The following is a 23,444-nucleotide window of genomic DNA, read 5'->3' on the forward strand; positions in this document are numbered from 1 at the left end:
ATTTTACAAGAAAAGACGGTTTTTTTGTATGCTTTTTTCAATAGAAAAAGGGCTGCCCTCAAAAGTCATTTTCCTGACTTTTGGGACAGCCCCTTAATTGATTTTTCGGGAAATATAATAACATTTATTGGTATTGTTTCCATTTAAATGTTTCGAAAAAGATTATATTGGGCATTTATTACAATATATCGCCTTTGGTTGAAGGATAAATCCTATTTTTAACGAATATATATATGAACTGGTAATTATTGAAACGAGTATGCTATCGAGTTTATATTGTTCATGTTGATGGAGGCGAATAAATGAAGACAGTGATTGGCCAACTAGAAGAAAGTTATCCAAGTGACTTTGATTTATATTTATTTCATGAAGGTACGCTTTATGAAAGTTACAAGATGCTTGGGGCACACATTCTAACATCATCAGGTAAAGAAGGTGTAAGATTTGCTGTTTGGGCACCTCATGCCAAGAAAGTGTCAGTAGTGGGGAATTTTAATGACTGGAATGGTACTGACCATAATATGAAACGTATCGAGCATTCGGGAATCTGGGTATTATTTGTCCCGGGATTAAAAGAAGGTGATTTGTATAAATATGAAATACACTCACCGGAAAATAAGCGATTTCTCAAGGCAGACCCTTATGCATTTTATTCCGAAAAAAGACCTAATACAGCCTCTATCGTTCAAAGACTGGATACTTTTGAATGGAAAGACTCTAAATGGGTAAGCGATAAGAAAAAGGGAAATATTTATCATAAACCTATGTCCATCTATGAAGTGCACCCAGGCACTTGGAAACAGACGGAGTTGTCGGACTTTTACTCGTATCGGGAGTTGGCAGATAGCCTAGTTGAGTATGTCGTTGACAATGGGTTCACCCATATTGAATTAATGGCAATAATGGAGCATCCATTCGACAAATCATGGGGTTATCAGGTGACAGGTTATTACTCAGTCAATAGCCGTTATGGATCTCCGAATGATTTTAAATATTTTGTAAACCTCTGCCACCAAAAGGGCATAGGTGTCATTCTGGATTGGGTTCCTGCTCACTTTTGTAAAGACTCACATGGGCTTGCCCGTTTCGATGGGACTCCACTCTATGAACCAATTGATCATAATCGAGCGAATCGGCCTATATGGGGAACCTTTAACTTTGATTTTACGAAACCAGAGGTTAATAGTTTTCTCATTTCAAATGTGATGTTCTGGATGGATGTTTACCATATTGATGGTGTCCGTGTTGATGCCGTCTCTTCAATGATCTATCTGAATCATGATAATCCCCTGCCAGAAAAACTTCATAATCAATATGGCGGAGAAGAGAATATAGAAGCGATTCAGTTTTTAAAAAAACTGAATGAAGTGGTTTTTAATAAATATCCTCATGCTTTAATGATGGCTGAAGAAGCAACAGATAGACCCCTTATTACTTCACCAACGGATATAGGAGGTCTAGGCTTTAATTATAAATGGAATATGGGATGGGCTAATGATATCCTCCGATACATGAAACTAGATACACGAGAAAGACCAAATCATCATAACCTCTTAACCTTCTCTTTTTATTATGCATTTTCAGAAAATTTCGTCTTACCCTTTTCACATGATGATGTAGTCCATGGAAAAAGGTCCTTACTAAATAAGATGCCTGGCGACTATTGGCAGAAGTTTGCAAATTTACGTTTGCTCCTTGGTTATTTCATGGCACATCCAGGGAAAAAGTTGCTATTTATGGGCGGAGAATTTGGACAGTTCATTGAGTGGAAAGATGATGAGCAATTGGATTGGTTTCTTTTGCAATATGAGTCCCACACAAAATTGGCTCTTTACTTTCGAACGCTACAACAATTTTATCGGGAGACCTCATCACTATGGAGACAGGATCATGACCAGGAGGGCTTTGAATGGATAGAACCAAATAATAGTTCCCAAAGTATCCTTACGTTTATGAGAAAAGGAAAGCGAAAAGGTGATTATTGTATCGTCGTTTGTAACTTTTCAGAAGAGACACACTATCAGCACCGAATCGGTGTGCCATCTCAAGGGAAATATATGGAGGTCTTTAACAGTGATGCTCTAAACTTTGGAGGGTCAGGTCAAATCAATCAAGGATCTCTTCAAGTGAAAAAAGAACCTTATCACAATCAGAGATACAGTATGAATATAACGGTTCCACCACTAGGAATATCAATTTTCATGAAACAAACAAAAAAAAGGGCGGGGAGAGTGATCGATTAATGGGAGCGAAAAAATGGATTGCGATGTTGTTGGCAGGAGGTCAGGGGTCAAGGTTAGGTGAATTGACCATAGGTTTGGCCAAACCGGCTGTTCCTTTCGGAGGGAAATATAGAATCATAGATTTCCCGCTAAGTAATTGCACTCATTCTGGTATCGATACAGTCGGGGTACTAACTCAATATCAGCCATTGATACTTAATGATTATGTTGGAAACGGAAAAGCATGGGATTTGGATTTAGATGTTGGGGGTGTGTCCGTCCTACCCCCTTACCAAGGCAAAGAGGGTGGAGAATGGTATAAAGGAACAGCTAATGCCGTTTACCAAAATATTCAATACATTGATAATTATGATCCTGAGCACGTCCTAATCCTTTCGGGTGATCATATTTATAAAATGGACTACAGCAAAATGCTTGACTATCATATCGATAAATCTGCAGAAGCAACTATAGCCGTTATCCAGGTTCCATGGCAGGAAGCAAGTCGTTTCGGTATTATGAATACGAATGAAGGTGACAGAGTCACTCAGTTTGATGAAAAACCTAAATACCCAAAGAGTAATCTGGCTTCTATGGGTGTATACCTTTTTAATTGGAAAACTTTGAGGAAATACCTTATAAATGACGAAAAGGATTCGAATTCTTCGAATGATTTTGGCAGCAATATCATTCCTAAAATGCTGGAAGATAGAAAGAATTTGTATGCTTACCGATTTAATGAATATTGGAAGGATGTCGGGACGGTGGAGAGCCTGTGGCAAGCGCATATGGACTTATTGGAAGAATCTCCGAGTTTCCAGTTGGATGACCCACAATGGAAAATTTTCGCCCGTAATGCAAATCATCCGCCACAATATATTTCGAGAGAAGCAACTGTCACACAGTCGCTTGTGAACGAAGGCTGTATGATATATGGTACCATCGATCACTCCGTCTTATCCTATAATGTAAAGGTCGGCTATGGTTCAACCATTAAAGATTCTGTCATCATGCCAAATGTGACAATTGGCAATAACGTTCATATTGAAAGAAGTATCATTGCAAGTAATTGCGTCATTGAGGATGGAGCAATTGTTGGTAATTCCACAGTGACTGCCGATATCACCTTAATTGGTGAAAATCAGACCATTACTGATTCAAATAAAAAAAAGATCACTCTTAATTAAATCATGGGGGCGTTGCTATGGAAAATGTGTTAGGAATCATCAATTTAATTAACGAAAAACAACATTTAAAAGAATTGACCGCTCATCGCAATGTAGCTTCTGTGCCTTTTGGTGGTCGATACCGTCTTATTGACTTTACCATGTCAAATTTCATTCATGCAGATGTTTCAAAGGTTGCCGTATTTCCAAAAGAAAAATATCTATCTGTCATGGATCACTTAGGATCTGGGAAGGAATGGAACTTGGATCGCCGTTCAGGTGGATTATTCATTTTGCCTCCTATTCATCCCGACGAGACGGTAACGGGAGATATGAAACAATTCTATGATCATCTCAGCTTTTTTGAGCGGGCAGAGGCAGATACAGTCATCATATCTCCTGGATGTCATGTTTGTAAATTGGACTTCAATGAAGTTCTTGCTTACCATAAAAAAGAGAAAGCGGATATCACTGTGGTTTATAAGGATTATGTAGGTAAATCCATTGAAAAACCCATTTACCATAAGTGCTCAGTGAGTTCGGATGGAGCTATTACAGACATAAGCTTTTTTACTATACCTCAACCAGGTGATCATGTTTGTCTTGAAACCTTCATTATCAGTAAAAGCCTTTTGGTGAATTTAATTAAGAGTTGTGTTGCCAATGGAGAATATGACTTCTTGAAGGATGCGGTTAAAGCCAATCTTCACCGTTTAACTGTTAAAGGCTATCATTTCAATGGAGATATGCCATTCATACATTCAATTGAAAGTTTTCACTCCAGTAACATGAACTTCTTGAATCCTTCTGTTATTCGTACTTTCTTTGGAGATACATGGGATGTCTATACCAAAATTAAAAATGAAGCACCGGCTAAATACACACAATCTTCTAAAGTTACAAATTCCTTGATAGCCAATGGGTGTAATATTGAAGGTACGGTTGAGAACAGTATTCTATTTAGAGGCGTCAAGGTGAAAAAAGGGGCAGTAGTTAAGAATAGCATCATCATGCAAAAAGGTGAGATAGAAGAAGGGGCAGTCGTAGAAAATATTATAACGGATAAAGAAGTAATAATAACAAGAGATAAAGAAATTATTGGCCCACAACAACCCACTGTTATAAAAAAAGCAGAAGTTATTTAATGGAGGTACAGCTATGAATGTTCTATTTGCTGCTTCAGAATGCGCTCCCTTTATTAAGACGGGAGGGCTTGGAGACGTAATAGGAGCGCTGCCAAAAGCGCTTAAAAAGCAGGGAATCAATGTAAGTGTTATTCTTCCTAAATTTGAAGACCTTCCCTTTCATATCAAACAGGAAATGACACATGTAACCAGTATCGAGGTTCCTGTAGGGTGGCGCCAGCAATTTTGTGGAATTGAAAAATTGGTTGCGAATGGTATTACATATTATTTTCTTGATAATGAATATTATTTTAAGCGACACGGCAGTTATGGGTATTTTGATGATGGTGAGAGATTTGCATTCTTCTCCCGTGCGATATTAGAGGCTATTCCTTATATAGAAGATCTTCCTGATATCATCCACTGTCATGATTGGCAAACGGGATTGGTCAGTGTATTGCTAAAAGCACATTATCAAAAGCATCCTTTATATGAAAATATCAAAACGGTATTCACCATACATAATTTGCTCTATCAAGGTGTCTACCCTAAAACTGTACTAGCGGAATTACTTGATTTAAGTGAATTATATTTTAATATCGATGGTCTTGAATTCCATGGTAATGTGAGTTATCTTAAAGCAGGTTTGGCCTTCGCAAACTATGTCACAACCGTAAGCCCTAGTTATGCAGAAGAAATCCAGACTCCCTATTACGGAGAGCAATTGGATGGCTATCTGCGTAAAAGAAATGGTGATCTTAAGGGTATCATCAATGGAATAGACAATGAATCCTATGATCCTTCAACGGATGAATTTTTACCAATACCTTTTACGACATATGATGGAAAAATGAAGAACAAACGTAATTTACAGGAGACATTGAATCTCCCCGTGAATGATGAGGTACCGGTCATTTCAATGGTGACACGATTAGTTGATCAAAAAGGGATGGACCTTGTCCTTCATGTCTTTCATGAAATGATGGCCCAAGGCATCCAATTCATATTACTAGGTACTGGTGAAGAAAAATATGAATCAGCTTTTCGTAATTTAGCCGAGCAATATCCTAATCAAGTGTCAACGAATACGTATTTCGATGAAGGAATGGCTAGAAGGATTTATGCGGGCTCTGATTTATTTTTAATGCCATCACAGTTTGAACCATGCGGGATCGGTCAGCTCTTAGCCATGCGTTATGGTGCATTGCCGTTGGTCAGAGAGACTGGAGGACTTCGTGATACTGTCATTCCTTTCAATCAGTTTACAGGTGAAGGTAATGGTTTTAGCTTTGCGAATTATAATGCCCACGATATGCTCCATACAATTGAACAGGCTGTAGGGATGTATAAATTTCAACCAAAAAGGTGGAAGCAGCTTGTCGAAAACGCCATGAAGGAAAATTTTAGTTGGGATTCTTCATCCTTACACTATATGAATTTATATGAAAGCTTAATTCCAATCAAAAAATAAAACCATGACAAAACACTTACGAAAAAATAAATCGTAAGTGTTTTTGTTTCTTTTGTGATGATTTATGGGTATATATAGATATAAATTTTTTAGTAGGAGAATGAGAGATGAAAAGTAGAAGAAGAATGGAAATTGTATTTTTATTTATTTTAATCGCATCTGTTTATATGGTTTTATTTAGTTCGGTTAGCTTCAACGTGAAGCTATTTTTTATGGGATTATACATAGTTGTTATGCTGATAACTATATTTTCGCTCATGCTTGAAAATAGGTTTGCTCATGATACGCTTTTATGGATGTATGTGCTTTTGTTTTTTCCTGTTTTCGGCTATATTTTCTATTTGTTTTCAGGTCAACTCTATCTTAAAGGCTATTTATTTCAAACTAAAAGAAGAAAAGATCGAGATGAATGGAAAAAACTTGTCAATGATATAGCGGCTCCAGACTTGTCTTTTTTGAATAACCATCAACATTCCTTTACAGATTTTGCAAAGAATGCTTCAGAGACGACCATCAGCACATCTTCGAAAACAAAGGTTTTAAAAAATGGGAACGAAACGTTTGCAGAAATCATTGATCAGTTAAAAAAAGCGGAAAAATTTATACATATTGAATATTATATTTTTCGGTCTGATAGGCTCGGTAAGGAAATCATAGATATCCTGATTGAAAAGGCAAATAGTGGGGTAGAGGTATTATTCATTTTTGATGCTGCAGGAAGCTTAAGTCTTGCAAACAAAGAAATTAAGCGCATGAAAGAGGCAGGCGTTAAAGCTTTTCCATTTTCTCCATTAAAGCATGGATTTTTCAATCAAAAATTCAATTTTAGAAATCATCGGAAAATTATCATTGTTGATGGAGAGATTGGTTTTGTGGGCGGCCTGAACGTTGGGGAAGAATACTTAGGAAAAAATAAAAACATTGGATTTTGGCGTGACACCCATATGGTCCTTAAAGGGGAAGCGGTTTATATGCTTCATACCGTATTCCTAATGGACTGGGAATATGTAAGTGGAGAGGATGTTTTAGAAGAAAGACCGAAGATGAATAAGTTTGAAAAAGGAGATGGGGCTGTCCAAGTAGTTGCAAGTGGACCAGATACCCAGCAGGGAATCATGAGTGATTATTATTATTCACTTATAACGAATGCAACCAAATCGGTTTGGATAGCAAGCCCATACTTTGTGCCTAACCAAGCCATTAAAGCCGCGATGAAGCATGCTGCGTTAAAAGGGATTCAAGTCCGCCTGATGGTCCCGGCCGTAAATGATGGTTTCTTAACCCAATACGGCAGTCGATCCTATTTTGGTGAACTTCTTCAATTTGGCGTGGAAGTATACTTATACAAAAAAGGGTTTTTACATCAAAAAATTATCATTGTAGATGGGGACATGGCTTCTATAGGCACAGCGAATATGGATATGCGAAGCTTTCATTTAAACTTTGAGGTGAATGTCTTTTTGTTAGGGAACAGTTCCATTGATGATTTAGTAAGGCATTATCAAGAAGATATAAGAGATAGTGAAAGAATTGATCCCCTCACCTATAAAAACAGGACCTTAATGGAACGTTCAAAGGAATCATTTGCTCGCTTATTTTCCAATATACTCTGATGGGCAAGCAATCGAAACAATAGTATAGTAGGGGTAGAAATGAAAACAGAGAGAGATAAGGAGAATATAATAAAAAATGAAATTGGTTTCTTGGAACGTTAATGGGATTAGAGCATGTGTGAAAAAAGGATTTTTGGAATATTTTAAAGAAGTGGATGCCGACATTTTTTGCCTGCAAGAAACTAAGCTTCAAGAAGGGCAGATTACACTTGAATTAGAAGGGTATCATCAATACTGGAATTATGCTTTGAAAAAAGGATATTCAGGTACGGCGATATTCACGAAGGAAAAACCTATTTCGGTTAAGTATGGAGTGGGTGACCAGGAAGAAGAGCCAGAAGGCAGAATTATTACACTTGAATTCGAGAAATTTTATATGGTAAATGTATATACGCCTAATGCTAAACGGGATTTGACGAGGCTTGATTACCGACTTGAATGGGAAGATGAGATCATTGAACATTTAAAGGCATTGGATAGAGTGAAACCAGTTATTTACTGTGGGGACCTTAATGTAGCTCACTCTGAATTAGATTTAAGAAATCCTAAAACTAATGTTGGAAACTCAGGTTTCACTCTAGAAGAAAGAGGCAAAATGACCGACTTGCTAGAAGCAGGTTTTATTGATACTTTCCGCCATTTTTATCCCGAGCAGGAAGGGGCATACTCCTGGTGGTCTTATATGAGCAAGGTGAGAGAAAGAAATATTGGATGGCGTATTGACTACTTTATAGTTTCGGAGCGTTTGGCTGAAGATTTAAAAGATGCCAGCATACACTCCAATATATTGGGAAGCGACCATTGTCCCATTATCTTGGAAACAACTTTTTAACTAGGATAAATCTGTTGAGCTGGGAATACTATCTTTTAACCAGGTTAACAGGAGGTTAAGAGATGAACACGTTTATCGTAAGTTTCCACCAGGAAGATAATATAGATAGTATGCAAGTACAAAAACTGACATCAAGTGAATTTATTGAGGCGAGGACAAGGGGATTTCGCCGGCTATTCGAACTTGATACGAATGTAGGCAGCTTTGTCTTTTTTGATGCAGAAAATGAAGGTGGAGACCTTTCCCATCTAGTACTTCATTATCCCGAGGAAAGTAAAGATCCTAGTGATTGTTATTCATTTTCAAGAAATGATTTTTATGAATTCATGGCTCTTTATTTACAAGGTTTGGAGGAAGAGGAAGAAGGGGAAGAAGAGGAAGTGTATGGTCCGATTCATCATTTGGCACATTTGATGTTTCATATTGTGGATGAAGGTAAAAACATTGAACCCTGATTATACGAGGTGGAGTCATGCGTGGGACGTGTGAATTATGTTCTAGAAGTGAAATTGAACTGACTGTACACCATTTAACACCCAGAGAGGAAGGGGGCAGTCGATTACCAACAGCTCTTCTTTGTAAATCATGCCACAAACAAATCCACGCGTTGTATTCAAATCGTGAGTTAGCTATTCGATTGTATAATATTACTTTATTAAAAGATGATGAAGCTTTGAAAAAATATATAAAATGGATCAAGAAACAACCGGCAACAAAAGCTGTCAAAACAAGGAAATCAAAAACTAAATAACCCAAAAAACCCATCTTGGATGTAAGATGGGTTTTAGTATATCTATCGATTAGTGCTTCCTCTATTCTTTAAGCGGTCGAGTAAAAATCCGCCTTTAAAATACCTTGGTTCATAAGAGATAATGAAAGCTTTGGGTTCAAACTTTTCAACTGTTGCAATTAATTCTTGTTCTCGGTTACGTTTCGTTAAAATTTCCATCCGGTAACGATTACTATCCCTACCTTCGCCCGTATAGAGGGTAACACCGAATCCATTGTCTCTTAGAGTATCGATCAACTGACCATTTTTTGTCTGGGTATTGACGGTAACATTGATAAAACCAATAGCAAGTTTCTGCTCAATTTTCGTTCCGAAAATAATCCCTATACCAAACCCTACCGCATATACAACCATGGCGAGTATGCTTTGGTCACCGCCAAATACGAGGGACAAACCAAAGACGTAAACTAACATCTCAGCAATACCTAAAACAGAGGCTAAAGAGGTTAAATTTTTGACTAAGAATATAGTGCGTAATGTATAAATGGGAACATATATAAGTTGCAACAATAAGATTAGAAGAATTTCCTTCATGTGAGCACCTCTCCATTTTATTTAATCTGTGAGATATCTCATATGAAACATCTTCCATAATCTAAACATATGACAATAAATAAAGCTATGGAAATATTATGTAGTAATACTAAATTCCTATATACATTTATAATGTCTATGATTAATCAATGTTTAAGGTTCCCTGATTCTTAATTCACTAAAAATTTGGTATCATTATTTATTTAAAGGGCCTATGCCAAATCTTCAAGCAAAATCATTGTGGTTTTTAACATATGTAAGACATGTAAGAACAGAAAGCAATGAACTTCGTCGAGTATCACAATATATTTTGAAAGGAATGAATATCATTACAACGATTTGTATAGTACGCCATGGAGAAACCGATTGGAATGTACAAGGGAAATTACAGGGACAAACGGATATACCATTAAATGAAAGCGGAAAGATACAAGCGAGGAAATGCGGGGAATTTTTATCGAAAGACACTTGGGATGTCATGATCTCTAGCCCTCTAAAAAGAGCAAAGGAAACAGCGGAGATTATAGCTCAATTGGTCGATTCTCCAATTATCCTTAAAGAAGAATTCATTGAAAAGAATTTTGGTGATGCTGAAGGTATGTCAGCTGATGAAAGAGAAGTAGCATTTGTTGATAAAAACTATCCGAATCAGGAGAATGATGAATATTTACGAGAAAGGCTCTTGAAGGGACTTCAGGACATTGTAACGGAATATCCTGATAAAAAAGTGATTTTAGTTGCACATGGAGCAGTTATTCATATGATTTTACGGATGATGTCGAATGAAAGTATCGTATCAAAACAAACTAAACTTTCCAATGCTTGCTTAAGTACGATTAAATATGAGCTGAATTCATGGATTATAACCGATTTTAATCAAGTGAACCATTTGTCCTGATATATAAACAGTTATCTTTTGTGCAATAGGAATAGGATGGCCATTTCGCATATTAAATGGAAAGAAGGATATTATGACAAAAAAAACGGCATTAATCTTAGGGGCTACTGGAGTCGTAGGTACCCAATTAATTAACGTGCTAAGTACGAATAAGAATTATGAAACTATCCATCTGTTATCGAGAAGAGAATTCGATTTTAAGGACCCTATTTGTGAATTGCATATTGTTAATTTTGATAATTTGGAGCAGTACGTGGATCTATTCTATGTCAACGATGTATTCATATGTTTAGGCACTACCATCAAAAAAGCCAAAACAAAAGAGGCTTTTCGTAAAGTTGATTATGATTATGTTATAGAGGCTGGAAAATTGGCCAAAGTGGTAAATGTCGATAATTTACTGGTGATAAGCGCTATGGGAGCTGACGTTAAATCAAAGTTTTTCTATAGTCGAGTAAAGGGAGAGATGGAAGAAACACTAAAACAGTTAAAATTGAATTCTTTACATATTTTCCGACCATCGATATTGCTGGGAGATCGAAGTGAACTTCGGATAGGAGAAAAGGTTACTGGTACACTGAGTTCATTTTTTAAATTCTTATTAATTGGCCCATTACGCCCTTATCGTGCAATACGTGCAAAAACGGTCGCTACTGCCATGAGTATTGCAGCACAATCCAGCTCAACTGGAAATCATGTTTACCACTCTAACGAAATAGAAAAGCTCACTAGCGGAAGATAAATGACTTATTCGAAAAACGTTAGCAAATAAAAACGAGTCTTATATAATGGACTCGTTTTTATTGTGATTATTTTAATATACATATTCCTTATATTTCAATATAATAGGTATAAAGTCTTATTGAAACGGGTGGTTTTTTGTATTGTTCGACATGTGGTGAGAAATTATCAAGTAAAGATATCTATTGTTCTAGTTGTAGAAATAAGAAAAAGAAATCAAAATTAATACCATTTTTAGTTATATTAAGTATTTTAAGCACATTAACTTTTGCTTTTTCCATCAAATACTATTGGGATAAGGCGGACAACAAAAAAACTGCCTTATCTACTGCCATGGAAACTAAAAACGATAAAAAGCATAAGAAGAAAGAAGTAACAAGGGTTGTAGCCTCAAAACCAGTTGAGAAAATGAAAGAAGAAACAAAAAAAAGTGTGACACAGATCATTGAGGAATCTCAGAAAAAAGTGTTTACGATTTTTGCCGGAAACAGCCAAGGTTCAGGATTTTTGATTAATGACAAAGGCGATGTTCTTACTAATGCTCATGTCGTGGAGGGGTATCTTGAGGCAAGCATAAAAGATAAAAGTGGTACGGAGTTTAACGGGAAGGTTATCGGTTATTCAAATGACACGGATGTAGCCGTTATTCGAGTCCCAAAACTAGCCGGGGAAAAGCCGATAGATGTAGAAAAAACAGGAGGAGCTAAAATCGGCCAGGAAGTAGTAGCATTAGGAAGCCCTTTAGGTCTTGAAAATACGGCTACCCTAGGGACGATTACCGGGATAGACCGTAGTTTCCTTATTGGAGAGCGGTCATATGACAATATCTATCAAATGTCAGCTCATATTGCTCCAGGAAGTAGCGGCGGCCCTCTTGTTTCCATAGAAACAGGTAGAGCTGTGGCCATTAATTCTGCAAGATTAATAGCGGATGAATCAGTAGGATTTAGCATACCGATAAAGGATATATTGCTAATGATTGAAGGCTGGATCGCCAATCCACTCTCAGAACAGGAAATTAACGATTTATTTTATAATGACTCTGGCAGTTACTATTATGAAGATGAATCAGATGATGAATGGTATTTCGAGGGGGGCGATTACGATGATGACGAAGACAGTTATTATGATATCCCAGAAGAATGGTCAGAAGCAGAAGAAGACGGAGCATATGAAGAAGACTACGAAGAAGAAATAGAAGAAGATGATAGCGACGATAGTTATGAAGATTATGAAGAAGACGATGATTCGTACTACGAGAACGACGATGAAGACTACGACGAATATAATGAATACGATGAAGAAGACGAAAACGAAGACTATGAAGTTGAAGAGGATGAAGAGGACTTCGAGGATTATGAAGACTATGAAAGTGATGATAGTGACTTCTAAATGCAAGCTTTGAAATACAGCTTGAAACTACAAAAATGTAAAAAATCCATTCCGCATATACGGGAATGGATTTTTTAGTGAAAATAAGAGAACTTATCCTAATTCCCGGATTATTTATTTCAAAAATAACCTCGGTAGAATATATAATAATAAAACAAACACAGTAGTTAAGAATTTTTTAAAATCTTTCATATAAAGTGAAAATTAAAATTCCTATAGAAATACCAGAGCATTAACTGTTTCTTCAAAAAAGCCATTTCACATTTAATTCCAAATGCCTAAGTAATTTGAATTTTAGGTTTACATGGTTAAAGGGGTGGGTAAATAAGACTGTCTGTATAATATTTGTAATGTTATTGTAAAAAATGTAAATTTCATTTGTGAGATTGATGGAGGTGCTTCTTTTGTTGAAAATTGAAAATGTATCAAAAGTATATAAAGGAGGAAAGAAAGCTGTAAAGAATATTTCACTGGATATTCAAAAAGGGGAATTTATTTGTTTCATTGGTCCAAGTGGTTGCGGAAAAACGACAACAATGAAAATGATTAACCGCCTAATTGAACCTTCTGATGGAAAAATACTCATTAATGGAGAAAATATTATGGAGAAGGATCCAGTTGAGTTAAGAAGACAGATAGGCTATGTCATACAACAAATTGGCCTTTTTCCTCATATGACGATACTCGAAAATATCACTCTCGTTCCAAAGCTACTTAAATGGAGTGAGCAGAAGAAAAAAGAACGTGCCTTAGAACTGCTACAACTTGTTGATATGGGTCCGGAATACCTAGATCTGTATCCATACGAATTAAGCGGTGGACAGCAACAGAGAATCGGTGTCCTTAGAGCTCTCGCTTCCAATCCTCCTCTCATTTTAATGGATGAACCATTTGGTGCACTTGATCCGATTACACGTGATGCCCTACAGGAAGAGTTCAAGAAACTCCAACGTACCCTCAATAAAACCATTGTGTTTGTCACTCATGATATGGATGAAGCAATTAAGCTCGCGGATCGTATTGTGATCTTGAAAGCTGGCGAAATCATCCAAGTGGGAACTCCGGATGAAATCTTAAGAAATCCCGCCAACGAATTCGTTGAGGAGTTTATAGGGAAAGAACGTTTACTTCAACCAAGACCTAACCTATTAGTCGAACAAATTATGAGTAGAAATCCGATTTCAATTACCGAAGAAAAATCTCTTACCGATGCCATTACAATTATGCGTGAGAAACGTGTTGACTCATTATTAGTAGTAGGTGAGAACAATGTGTTAAAAGGTTTTGTAGACGTTGAAACGATTAGTGAATATCGTAAAAAGGCAAAATATATAAGTGAAATTATCAACCCAGAAGTTTATTCGGTGAACCAGGACTCTTTACTCCGGGATTCAGTACAGAAAATTTTAAAACGCGGATTCAAATATGTGCCTGTAGTTGACCAAAATAAACATTTGGTCGGTATTGTCACAAGGGCAACATTGGTCGACATTGTATACGACAGTATATGGGGTGAAGAAGAAAATCTAGAGGCAGAAATGGCCGGGGCGTTGTAGGAGGAGAAAGAAATGAATACATTCTTAGATTTTTTACAAACAAACTGGCAGGAATTGCTCTATAAAGCATGGGAACATTTATATATTTCATTGATTGCTGTTTTACTAGGGATCATAGTCGCAGTCCCATTGGGCATTTTGTTAACACGGATGAAAAAGAGTGCATCGATTATTATCGGAATCGCTAACATCATGCAGACACTTCCTAGCTTGGCTGTACTGGCCTTTTTCATACCATTTTTCGGAGTTGGCAAGACACCTGCCATTATTGCATTGTTTTTCTATTCTGTATTACCTATTCTTCGAAATACATATACAGGCATTAAGGGAGTAAACACTACTCTTCTCGAATCAGGAAGAGGAATCGGGATGACAAGTTGGGAACGAATACGGCTTGTTGAATTTCCACTCGCGCTTTCGGTCATTATGGCCGGGATACGTACAGCTTCCGTTTATTTGATTGGCTGGGCTACATTGGCCTCATTCATAGGTGGCGGTGGGCTAGGGGATTATATTTTCATCGGTTTGAACTTATACCAAACAGAATATATCATCGCAGGTGCTGTACCGGTTATTATCATGGCCATTCTTATAGATTATATATTCTCAATCATTGAACGGAAAGTCGTTCCAAAAGGATTGAAAGGCATGAAGGAAGTAGCTTGAGGAGGATTACCATGTATAGAAAAACAAGTATTGCGGTCCTTTTATTATTTACCTTATTCATCAGTGGTTGCTCATTGCCAGGCTTAGGTTCGTCTTCTGATAATACTGTTAAAATCGGTGCGCAGAGTATGACAGAATCTGAAATATTGGCGAATATGATAGCCCAGCTGCTTGAGCGAAATACAGATCTTGATACGAAAATCATTAAAAATCTTGGATCGAATTTCGTCCAGCAAAAAGCAATGGAAAGTGGAGATATTGACATTGCAGCTACTCGGTATACAGGGACCGATTTAACCAGTGTTTTATCACAGGATATTGAAAAAGACCCTATAAAAGCTATGGAAATTGTTCAACGAGAATTCGAAAAACAATACAATTTCAAATTTTATGATTCATATGGCTTCGATAATACCTATGCATTTACAATCTCACAAAAATTATCCGCAGAAAAAGGCTATAAAACCATATCGGATTTGAAAAAAGACGCTGAGGATTTAAGCCTTGGTGTCGACAATGCTTGGCTGAAAAGAGAAGGCGATGGTTATAAAGGTTTTGTCGATACTTATGGAATAAAGTTTGGTGAAACGTACCCTATGCAAATTGGCCTTGTTTACGATGCCGTTAAAAATGGCCAAATGAATATAGTTTTGGCTTACTCGTCAGACGGTCGGATAAAAGCAAACGACCTGTACCTTTTAGAAGATGACAAAAACTATTTCCCACCTTATGATTGTTCGCCAGTAGCAACAGAAGCTGTGTTAGAACGATTTCCGGAAATTGAGCCACAACTAAACAAACTAATTGGCATTATTACAACAGAAAAGATGCAGGAACTAAACTACGAAGTTGATGGGAAATTGAAAGAACCATCAACTGTAGCAACTGAGTTTCTTGAAGCTAATAATTATTTTGAGTAAATAGGAGGTGCAGATTAATGAATACCTTGCAACAACTCGGCACGTATTATTCGCAGAATTGGATGTACGTTCTTACTGAATTTTACCGCCACTTTTTAATGTCTGCTTACGGTGTTCTTTTTGCAGCAATCGTTAGCATCCCGTTAGGCATCTTTATAGCCAAACATAAAAAGTTAAGCACATGGGTTTTTTCTATTACAAATGTCATTCAAACGACACCGGCTTTAGCCATGTTAGCTCTTCTTATGCTCGTGATGGGACTAGGAACGAACACAGTCATTGTCTCTCTATTCTTATATTCTTTGCTACCAATTTTAAGAAATACATATATTGGAATTTCAAGTATCGATCACGCCTATTTAGAATCGGGTAAAGCGATGGGGATGACTAAATTTCAGTTACTGAGATTGGTCGAACTACCTTTATCCTTATCGGTTATCATGGCCGGCCTTCGTACTGCCCTTGTTGTCGCCATTGGTGTAACTGCGGTAGGTACATTCGTGGGATCAGGTGGTTTAGGAGATATCATTGTCAGAGGAACCAATGCTACCAATGGTACAGCAATCATTCTAGCCGGTGCAATTCCGACGGCTTTAATGGCTATCCTATCTGATTTTCTATTAGGTTGGGTAGAACGAACTCTTTCACCGGTAAAAAGAAAAAAATTAAGCCCTTCTGAAGTAAAATAAACTTCTTAAAAAGACAGTAGCAAATCAAATGCTACTGCCTTTTTTTAACATGATTATTTCTAAGAAAGAGAAGCAAGTAGTAAATCCTTCTACCATAATTAAAAGTTTTTAATCTCAAATAATGGGTAATTATAAGTATGTTGGTAAAAAAAATAAGGGGAATCGTACATGAAAATTACACCTGAGCAAAGAATTGAACTTCATGGCTTCAACAATCTCACTAAATCATTGAGTTTTAATATGTATGATATTTGTTATACGAGGACGAAAGAAGAACGTGAAGCATACTTAGAATACATTGATGAACAATACAGTGCAGAAAGACTCTCAAGCATATTAAAGAATGTGTCAGATTTAATCGGTGCCCATGTTTTAAATATTGCTAAACAGGATTATATACCACAAGGAGCAAGCGTAACGATGCTCATTTCCGAGGGCCCAGTTGTAGAAGTCCCCACAGATACCTATAAAGAAACACCTGGACCTTTGCCGAATAATGTTGTCATGCAATTGGATAAAAGCCATATTACGGTTCATACATTTCCTGAGTTTCATCCGAATGAGGGAATCAGTACCTTCAGAGCGGATATTGACGTATCTACATGTGGAGAAATATCCCCATTAAAAGCACTTAATTACCTCATCCATTCTTTTGACACTGATATTATCACAATCGATTATCGTGTCCGAGGCTTCACTAGAGACACAAACGGTCATAAGCTGTTCATTGATCATGATATTAATTCCATTCAAAATTATATCCCTGATGAAGTAAAAGGTTTATACGATATGATTGATGTAAATGTCTATCAAGAAAATATCTTTCATACTAAATGTAAGTTAAAAAGATTCGATATTAATAACTATCTCTTTGGTTATACGGAAGACAAACTTAAACCAACTGAACGTGATGAAATTATCGAAAGACTTCAAACCGAGATGGATGAAATTTTTTACGGGGCCAACGTTCCTGTACTTAAGAAAGATAAGAACCTAGAGTAAGTATAGTTTGCTAACTTTAAATTTAGGTAGACAAAACGGCTGCATGCAAAAGTCAGATTTCAAGGACTTTTGCTTCAGCCGTTTTCTTTTTCATATATTCAATGGCGAATGCAATGAATGGAGGTATAAAACTAACAAGAGTAATTCCTAGCAATGATAGGAATAAATGACTGCCTACCCATGCAAGATTACCAAGTGCATAACCTGCACATACCCAAGTAAGCGTCCAAACTATTGCACCAATTATATTGTGTCCTAGGAAGCGTTTAAACGAATAGCGTGTAAACCCACTAATGAAGGGTAAGGTTGTGCTAAGTAAGGGAACGAATCGTGAAAACATGATTGCATATTTTCCATAGCTGGTTAAAAAACGCTGTGTTTTTTCAATTGATTTATTGGGAATATACTTAAATAACGAGTATTTCTTTTCTTTTTTCGATGATTTTCTCACCAAGCTGCCAATCAAATAGTTCTGAGCATCTCCAGCAACAGTCGCTAGGAAGAACAGTAGCAAAAGTATAGGAAAATTCAGGTGCCCAATCGCCGCAATCGTGCCACTGGCAAACAAGGTCGCATCGCCAGGCAGAAAAGTCAGGACGATATAAGCCGTCTTCGCGAAAATAATGATGAATAAAATAAGATAAATCTGTTTACCGAAAAGAGTGATATATTGATTCATATCGGTATCAATCGATTGAGTAAAATGTAAAAGGTTATGCAAATGAATGCAACCTCCTTTAAAGAAATATAAGATTCATGGAATGAGTATTAAAATAAGCTTTCGGACGGATATAAGTTTAATGGAAAGAACAATATTACACCCTAAGTAATATTACATAGAAAGGTATGACAAGTAAATGGTTTATAAATGGGAATGGATAGGGCAGCTATGATTCATTTCATTGAAGGGGAGGAATAGCTCATTCCTTGATGTGGACTTGGAGGGGACAGTTTCTTATGGATTTAAATCCATTGCCATATAAGTATTTTATGAATATTATATGTATGGCCCTGTGTAATATTGACAAAATTCCACACGGAATTAAAATCATTCTATAGGCTAAGGTTTAGTTATTTACCGTATGTTTGGGGAGGAAGGTTTTCTTAATCGAGATGAATCTTGTTTCGAACACTCCATCTATACTGTATCTAATTCTTAAAGGGAAATTAGTGATAACTAAAATAAATTAAATGATATCATGAATTACAGTGGGCGTTCTATTGCACTGTTATCTCTATCGTTCGTATAAAAGATTTCAAAATTAATGGTTCAGAAAAAGGTAAAAGAAGATAACAAATTGTATATAAGGAGGGGTAGCCGCAAGAGGGTAATTAGGTATGAAATTATGGTAGGCAAATAGGTCAATAGCATCGACATATCTGCCTCTTCATTTTTCTGTTAGTAAAATAGATTTCTGAGACATCTCGTTTCTTAGAGGCTAATACGATTGGTAGGTTATTTAACATTTTTTAATTTTCTCCAAAGGGTAGTTCTACTTATTCCAAGTAATTCAGCAGCTTTTTCCTTATTTCCTTCAGCTTTCTCTAGAGCAATCTTAATCCTTTCTAACTCTTCCGCGAAGAAACCATGTGGCTTTTTATTATCTTTATTAGAAAGTACAGAATGTGGATGATATAGAGCCATATGTAAAGTGCTTTCAAGAAACTCGCTTGTTAAGTCTTCACAATCGCAAAGAACAAGAAAACGCTCAGCAACATTTTGTAATTCCCGGACATTTCCGGGCCAATGGTAAGTAGTTAATGGATTCATGTTAACTTTAGATAGTACATGTAAAATTCGTTCATTTTTTTGTATAAAATGTCGAAATAAATGTAAAATATCTCCTGGTCGATGCCGTAAAGGTGGTATATAAAGCTGCAATACACTAATTCGAAAATATAAATCATCACGAAATGTCCCTTTTTTTACACAGTCCAAGAGGTTTTTATTAGAAGCTGAAATGATTCGTACATCAATAGGAATGACTTGATCTCCACCAATCCTTACAATTTCTTTTTCTTGAAGAACCCGTAAAAGTCTTGATTGTAAGTGTAAGGGCAGTTCACTAATTTCATCGAGAAAAATTGTACCTTGATGGGCCATTTCAAATAATCCCACTTTTCCTCCTTTTTTTGCACCAGTAAAGGCTCCTTCTTCATAACCAAAGAGTTCACTGTCAATAAGGCTCTCTGGTAAAGCTGCGCAGTTAACCGTAATAAAAGGGTGAATACTCCGATAACTATATTGATGAATACTTTGCGAAAATAGTTCTTTTCCCGTTCCTGATTCACCATGTATAAGAATAGAAGGATTTGCTCGACTATATTTTTTCGCTTGTTGTATGGTTTCTTTAATAGATGGAGAGGAGCCGATAATATCAGCAAAAGAGTAACCGGCCATCATTGGTTTCTGATTAATATTTTTTCGAATTTTAAGTTCTTTCTCCTTTAATTTGACCACATCTTCAATAGAAATAAGATGCCCCATGCTATCGCCTTGAAATGAAACTGGGATAATATCAGCCATTAGTTTTTTACTATCATGCTCAAAAATCAGATTATATTGAGGCTCATTCCATTCTTCTGATGCTTGGTTTGGCATTAGATTAGGTATTAGTTTATTTAGATTGATATCATGTGTTTGTCTTCCTTTAATCCCAAGAAGCCGTTTAGTGCTTTCATTTATACTTATCACATTAAAATCGGAGTCAGTGGAAATAAGTCCATTACGGCTAATATTCATCATGGTTTTAAACAGATTAACACCCTCAAGTTTGCTACGATAAACCTTTACTACATTTAAGGCATCCTGAAGTGTATTTTCCACGGCTCGTTTGGAATAATAAAACACACCATTCATTCCTAATTGATTTGCTGCTTCGCATACCCAACTTCCACCGATTACATCCTTGACTCCCTCATCTCTTAAGTGTTCAAGAATAGTGTACGCCTCTTGAATGTCATTAAATTGAATTTGCCGAACCTTAATATTTAAAAGTGAGGAAATATTATCTAATGCTTTAATATCTTCACCGTAATTCATGATAACTACTTCTTCTTTACCTACTTTTTGAATGAGTTCTAATAAATCAAACCCAGTCATCTTCACAGGAATCACTAGATTATTCAAGTTTTGTTTAAGTGAAAGGGAACTGCGATTACCACTTACCACAATCGTAGCAGGGTCAAAAAATGATTCCAATTCACGGATTGATTCTGGAGAACTTAGGAATTTAAGAGGTAATTCAGTAATTTCATAAGTTACCCATGGCGGAAGATCGATGAGAACTTCTTTAGCCAATTTAGAAAATGGCGGAAAACCAACTATAGCAATCTTAATCTGCATGTAATTAACCTCCCCAATTAATTAAATTATACATTTTTTTGGTTTTTTTGTTCAGTATGTAACGGGGTGAGGTGATTGTCAATGCTCTTGATTATTTGTTTACTTACTGAAAAATCAAATTATGATTGATAGCTGAAATAACTAGGTAGAGGAACTAAGGGTTTAATAAATGAACTATTTAAGGAGAGAATTTCATAAGTCTGAGCTGTACAGGCTAGTGCTTTCGGAATATAAAAAATGAAGAACCTCCAAAGATCTTCCCTTTAGTCTAAGCGAGTACATTATAGTATGCTAAAACATTGATAAAAAATAAAATATAATTGTCGTAATAACTAGATAAATAATTAATTAAACAAATTATTTTTCTAGTTATTGACAGTTAATAGGGAGAGGTGTTACTTTGAACTTATGTAGTTCTTTATAAAGAACGAAATGAGAATCTTACATCTTTTTATCTTTTATTTAATGTTTGTTAATAAGGACTTTAATTAGCTTTTTAAATCATTGCTGGGAGGAAGAGAACATGAGTGCAATCGCTGGACTCTATCATTTAAATGAAGAGCCAATCAATCTCCAGCATGGAGAGCTATTAATGAAGTCATTTCGTAAGTTCCCGGCCGATAGCATACAAGCTTGGAATGGTGAGAAAATCTTCCTTGGTTGCCATAATCAATGGATCACTCCTGAATCAGTAAATGAAACTCTGCCATTTTATGATTATGCCAGACAGCTAGCAATAACAGCCGATGCCATCATTGATAATCGAGATGAATTATTTAATCGATTACAGATTGAAAAATCTGATCGACCATATATGACCGATAGCCAGTTAATCCTACTAGCTTACCATAAATGGGGAGAGGAAACCCCAAAATATTTAGTTGGTGACTTCGCTTTTATGATTTGGGATCAAAAACAACGCAAGCTTTTCGGAGCTAGAGACTTTTCAGGAAGTCGGACTCTTTATTATTTCATGAATAAAGATAAATTAGCATTCTCAACGACAATTGAACCACTGCTTTCATTACCTTATGTAGAGAAGAGATTGAATGAGGAATGGTTGGCTGAGTATTTGGCTATATCAGGAATGGTTGATGCGGTGGATTCTTCCATTACCCCTTATTTAACTATTAACCAAGTACCTCCTTCACATAGTATTTCATTAGAAAACAATAAAATTACTTTTAAAAGGTACTCGTATTTAACAGATGTTAAAACTCTTAAACTAAAATCAAATGAAGAGTATATCGAGGCATTTCAAAGTATCTTTCAAGAGGCCGTTACATCACGGTTAAGAACACATAAGAAAGTAGGTTCTCAATTAAGTGGTGGTCTCGATTCAGGAGCCGTTGTTAGTTTTGCTGCTCAGCCATTAAAAAAGCAAAATAAAGAATTACATACCTTTAGTTATATTCCTCCTGATGATTTTAAAGATTTTACTCCAAGATATTATGTGGCAGATGAGAGGCCTTATATTAAATCCACCGTAGAATTTGTAGGGGGAATCAAAGGTCACTATTATAACTTTCAAGGGAAAGATTCATTTTCTGAAATTGAGGATTTTCTTGAAATAATGGAAATGCCTTATAAATTTTTCGAAAACTCCTTTTGGTTAAAAGGCATGTTTGAAAAAGCAAATGAGGAAGGAGTGGGTGTATTACTAAATGGTGATAGAGGGAATTTTACTATTTCCTGGGGTTCGGCCTTAGACTATTACTCCATTTTATTAAAAAGGGTTAAATGGGTTCGGCTTTTTCAAGAACTAAACCAATATAGCAAAAAAGCAGGTGGAGCTAGAATAAGAAATTTACCACTAATCGCAAGAATAGGATTTCCTATAATTGATCGTATATTTCCAGATAAAAGCTCGAATAGTTTTAGTTACCCTCAACTTATTAATCCTGAATTTGCGGAGAAGAGTGGAATTTATAAAAAATTAGGTGAACATGGAATCAATCAAAGAGGACAAATGTCTTCCTCAGATAATATATATCAGATGAGAAAAAGACATTTTTATGATGTCTTTAACTGGAATGCTGGAAATACGCTTTCTACGAAACTTTCATTACGCTATTCATTATGGAAGAGAGACCCCTCTAATGATGTACGAGTAGTTCGGTTTTGTTTGTCTCTACCAGAGCATCAATATGTTCAAGATGGATTAGATAGGGCTCTAATTAGGAAATCAACTGTAAACTACTTACCAGATAATGTGAGACTAAACCAAACTTTTCGCGGTGTACAAGGAGTAGATTGGATACATCGAATGATTCCTATGTGGGAAACGTATAAAATTGAACTCGAACTACTGAATACAGATAAAAGCCTTTTAAAATACGTCAATGCTCAAGTGATTCAAGAGGGATTATCAAAAGTTAAGTCAGGGGTTAAACCTGAACAAGCTATTGACCCATATCTCAAGCTTTTAATGCGCAGTCTAATTATTAATCGATTTCTTAAAAAAATACCTGAGGGGGGGTGA

20 protein-coding genes are annotated in these 23,444 nt (G+C 36.2%); 17 read left to right on the plus strand and 3 right to left on the minus strand.

Features of this window, described 5'->3' with window-relative positions:
• Nucleotides 1-302 precede the first annotated feature (302 nt).
• From glgB to ACQKL5_RS10205, 8 genes are all read left to right on the plus strand, one after another.
• A complete protein-coding gene (gene glgB, locus ACQKL5_RS10170) occupies nucleotides 303-2,243 on the plus strand; it encodes a 1,4-alpha-glucan branching protein GlgB (protein ID WP_427608492.1) in 1,941 nt (646 codons plus the stop codon).
• Nucleotides 2,243-3,409, plus strand: coding sequence for a glucose-1-phosphate adenylyltransferase (locus ACQKL5_RS10175; RefSeq protein WP_427608493.1), 1,167 nt, complete (start codon nucleotides 2,243-2,245; stop codon nucleotides 3,407-3,409). Before glgB ends, ACQKL5_RS10175 begins: the two co-directional genes overlap by 1 nt.
• 17 nt (nucleotides 3,410-3,426) lie before the next feature.
• On the plus strand, nucleotides 3,427-4,533 hold the full coding sequence (gene glgD / locus ACQKL5_RS10180; protein ID WP_427608494.1) for a glucose-1-phosphate adenylyltransferase subunit GlgD: 1,107 nt from the start codon (nucleotides 3,427-3,429) through the stop codon (nucleotides 4,531-4,533).
• A gap of 13 nt (nucleotides 4,534-4,546) precedes the next feature.
• Nucleotides 4,547-5,983 carry a glycogen synthase GlgA gene (gene glgA, locus ACQKL5_RS10185; protein ID WP_427608495.1) on the plus strand — a complete coding sequence of 479 codons (1,437 nt, stop codon included), beginning with the start codon at nucleotides 4,547-4,549 and terminating at the stop codon, nucleotides 5,981-5,983.
• A gap of 107 nt (nucleotides 5,984-6,090) precedes the next feature.
• Nucleotides 6,091-7,596 carry a cardiolipin synthase gene (gene cls, locus ACQKL5_RS10190; RefSeq protein WP_427608496.1) on the plus strand — a complete coding sequence of 502 codons (1,506 nt, stop codon included), beginning with the start codon at nucleotides 6,091-6,093 and terminating at the stop codon, nucleotides 7,594-7,596.
• Nucleotides 7,597-7,672: 76 nt separating this feature from the next.
• Nucleotides 7,673-8,428 carry an exodeoxyribonuclease III gene (locus ACQKL5_RS10195; RefSeq protein ID WP_427608497.1) on the plus strand — a complete coding sequence of 252 codons (756 nt, stop codon included), beginning with the start codon at nucleotides 7,673-7,675 and terminating at the stop codon, nucleotides 8,426-8,428.
• Nucleotides 8,429-8,490: 62 nt separating this feature from the next.
• A complete protein-coding gene (locus ACQKL5_RS10200) occupies nucleotides 8,491-8,883 on the plus strand; it encodes a cytosolic protein (protein ID WP_427608498.1) in 393 nt (130 codons plus the stop codon).
• 17 nt (nucleotides 8,884-8,900) lie between these two features.
• Complete coding sequence (locus ACQKL5_RS10205) at nucleotides 8,901-9,179, plus strand: HNH endonuclease (RefSeq protein ID WP_427608499.1); 279 nt, start codon at nucleotides 8,901-8,903, stop codon at nucleotides 9,177-9,179.
• A gap of 42 nt (nucleotides 9,180-9,221) precedes the next feature.
• On the opposite strand, the gene ACQKL5_RS10210 is transcribed toward ACQKL5_RS10205, so the two are convergent.
• Complete coding sequence (locus ACQKL5_RS10210) at nucleotides 9,222-9,752, minus strand: DUF2179 domain-containing protein (protein ID WP_427608500.1); 531 nt, start codon at nucleotides 9,750-9,752, stop codon at nucleotides 9,222-9,224.
• Between the two features lie 319 nt (nucleotides 9,753-10,071).
• Here ACQKL5_RS10210 and ACQKL5_RS10215 point away from each other — a divergent pair, with 319 nt between their 5' ends.
• The 8 genes from ACQKL5_RS10215 (at nucleotide 10,072) to speD (ending at nucleotide 17,616) form a co-directional block, all read left to right on the plus strand.
• Nucleotides 10,072-10,650, plus strand: a complete 579-nt coding sequence (locus ACQKL5_RS10215; protein WP_427608789.1) for a histidine phosphatase family protein — start codon at nucleotides 10,072-10,074, stop codon at nucleotides 10,648-10,650.
• Nucleotides 10,651-10,723: 73 nt separating this feature from the next.
• Nucleotides 10,724-11,392: an NAD-dependent epimerase/dehydratase family protein gene (locus ACQKL5_RS10220; protein WP_427608501.1), complete on the plus strand. Its 669-nt coding sequence runs from the start codon at nucleotides 10,724-10,726 to the stop codon at nucleotides 11,390-11,392.
• A 332-nt stretch (nucleotides 11,393-11,724) separates the two neighbouring features.
• The gene (locus tag ACQKL5_RS10225) at nucleotides 11,725-12,783 is read left to right on the plus strand and encodes a S1C family serine protease (RefSeq protein WP_427608502.1); all 1,059 of its coding nucleotides are present in this window, start codon (nucleotides 11,725-11,727) and stop codon (nucleotides 12,781-12,783) included.
• A 404-nt stretch (nucleotides 12,784-13,187) separates the two neighbouring features.
• Nucleotides 13,188-14,339: a betaine/proline/choline family ABC transporter ATP-binding protein gene (locus ACQKL5_RS10230; RefSeq protein ID WP_427608504.1), complete on the plus strand. Its 1,152-nt coding sequence runs from the start codon at nucleotides 13,188-13,190 to the stop codon at nucleotides 14,337-14,339.
• A 12-nt stretch (nucleotides 14,340-14,351) separates the two neighbouring features.
• The gene (locus ACQKL5_RS10235) at nucleotides 14,352-15,005 is read left to right on the plus strand and encodes an ABC transporter permease (protein ID WP_427608505.1); all 654 of its coding nucleotides are present in this window, start codon (nucleotides 14,352-14,354) and stop codon (nucleotides 15,003-15,005) included.
• A gap of 11 nt (nucleotides 15,006-15,016) precedes the next feature.
• On the plus strand, nucleotides 15,017-15,925 hold the full coding sequence (locus ACQKL5_RS10240) for an osmoprotectant ABC transporter substrate-binding protein (protein WP_427608506.1): 909 nt from the start codon (nucleotides 15,017-15,019) through the stop codon (nucleotides 15,923-15,925).
• A gap of 17 nt (nucleotides 15,926-15,942) precedes the next feature.
• Nucleotides 15,943-16,614, plus strand: a complete 672-nt coding sequence (locus tag ACQKL5_RS10245; RefSeq protein WP_427608507.1) for an ABC transporter permease — start codon at nucleotides 15,943-15,945, stop codon at nucleotides 16,612-16,614.
• A gap of 168 nt (nucleotides 16,615-16,782) precedes the next feature.
• Complete coding sequence (gene speD, locus ACQKL5_RS10250) at nucleotides 16,783-17,616, plus strand: adenosylmethionine decarboxylase (protein WP_427608509.1); 834 nt, start codon at nucleotides 16,783-16,785, stop codon at nucleotides 17,614-17,616.
• A 52-nt stretch (nucleotides 17,617-17,668) separates the two neighbouring features.
• Here the strand turns inward: speD and ACQKL5_RS10255 are convergent, their stop codons facing one another.
• Both ACQKL5_RS10255 and ACQKL5_RS10260 read right to left on the minus strand, forming a co-directional pair.
• Nucleotides 17,669-18,337, minus strand: coding sequence for a DedA family protein (locus tag ACQKL5_RS10255; protein WP_427608510.1), 669 nt, complete (start codon nucleotides 18,335-18,337; stop codon nucleotides 17,669-17,671).
• A 735-nt stretch (nucleotides 18,338-19,072) separates the two neighbouring features.
• Nucleotides 19,073-20,962, minus strand: coding sequence for a sigma 54-interacting transcriptional regulator (locus ACQKL5_RS10260; protein WP_427608511.1), 1,890 nt, complete (start codon nucleotides 20,960-20,962; stop codon nucleotides 19,073-19,075).
• Between the two features lie 523 nt (nucleotides 20,963-21,485).
• Between ACQKL5_RS10260 and ACQKL5_RS10265 the strand changes: the two genes are divergently transcribed.
• The gene (locus ACQKL5_RS10265; RefSeq protein WP_427608513.1) at nucleotides 21,486-23,444 is read left to right on the plus strand and encodes a lasso peptide isopeptide bond-forming cyclase; all 1,959 of its coding nucleotides are present in this window, start codon (nucleotides 21,486-21,488) and stop codon (nucleotides 23,442-23,444) included.

The sequence above is a fragment of the Peribacillus sp. NPDC097675 genome (assembly GCF_050277655.1).
Lineage (GTDB): Bacteria > Bacillota > Bacilli > Bacillales > DSM-1321 > Peribacillus.

Excerpts from the sequence above, each read along its gene's own strand:
- ACQKL5_RS10200 (WP_427608498.1), top strand. The coding sequence starts at position 8,491 with ATGAACACGTTTATCGTAAGTTTCCACCAGGAAGATAATATAGATAGT.
- ACQKL5_RS10225 (WP_427608502.1), top strand. The coding sequence starts at position 11,725 with ATGGAAACTAAAAACGATAAAAAGCATAAGAAGAAAGAAGTAACAAGG.
- ACQKL5_RS10235 (WP_427608505.1), top strand. The coding sequence starts at position 14,352 with ATGAATACATTCTTAGATTTTTTACAAACAAACTGGCAGGAATTGCTC.
- ACQKL5_RS10245 (WP_427608507.1), top strand. The coding sequence starts at position 15,943 with ATGAATACCTTGCAACAACTCGGCACGTATTATTCGCAGAATTGGATG.
- glgA (WP_427608495.1), top strand. The coding sequence starts at position 4,547 with ATGAATGTTCTATTTGCTGCTTCAGAATGCGCTCCCTTTATTAAGACG.
- glgD (WP_427608494.1), top strand. The coding sequence starts at position 3,427 with ATGGAAAATGTGTTAGGAATCATCAATTTAATTAACGAAAAACAACAT.
- ACQKL5_RS10195 (WP_427608497.1), top strand. The coding sequence starts at position 7,673 with ATGAAATTGGTTTCTTGGAACGTTAATGGGATTAGAGCATGTGTGAAA.
- ACQKL5_RS10220 (WP_427608501.1), top strand. The coding sequence starts at position 10,724 with ATGACAAAAAAAACGGCATTAATCTTAGGGGCTACTGGAGTCGTAGGT.
- cls (WP_427608496.1), top strand. The coding sequence starts at position 6,091 with ATGAAAAGTAGAAGAAGAATGGAAATTGTATTTTTATTTATTTTAATC.
- ACQKL5_RS10265 (WP_427608513.1), top strand. The coding sequence starts at position 21,486 with ATGAGTGCAATCGCTGGACTCTATCATTTAAATGAAGAGCCAATCAAT.
- speD (WP_427608509.1), top strand. The coding sequence starts at position 16,783 with ATGAAAATTACACCTGAGCAAAGAATTGAACTTCATGGCTTCAACAAT.
- ACQKL5_RS10215 (WP_427608789.1), top strand. The coding sequence starts at position 10,072 with ATGAATATCATTACAACGATTTGTATAGTACGCCATGGAGAAACCGAT.
- ACQKL5_RS10205 (WP_427608499.1), top strand. The coding sequence starts at position 8,901 with ATGCGTGGGACGTGTGAATTATGTTCTAGAAGTGAAATTGAACTGACT.
- ACQKL5_RS10175 (WP_427608493.1), top strand. The coding sequence starts at position 2,243 with ATGGGAGCGAAAAAATGGATTGCGATGTTGTTGGCAGGAGGTCAGGGG.
- glgB (WP_427608492.1), top strand. The coding sequence starts at position 303 with ATGAAGACAGTGATTGGCCAACTAGAAGAAAGTTATCCAAGTGACTTT.
- ACQKL5_RS10240 (WP_427608506.1), top strand. The coding sequence starts at position 15,017 with ATGTATAGAAAAACAAGTATTGCGGTCCTTTTATTATTTACCTTATTC.
- ACQKL5_RS10260 (WP_427608511.1), bottom strand. The coding sequence starts at position 20,962 with ATGCAGATTAAGATTGCTATAGTTGGTTTTCCGCCATTTTCTAAATTG.
- ACQKL5_RS10210 (WP_427608500.1), bottom strand. The coding sequence starts at position 9,752 with ATGAAGGAAATTCTTCTAATCTTATTGTTGCAACTTATATATGTTCCC.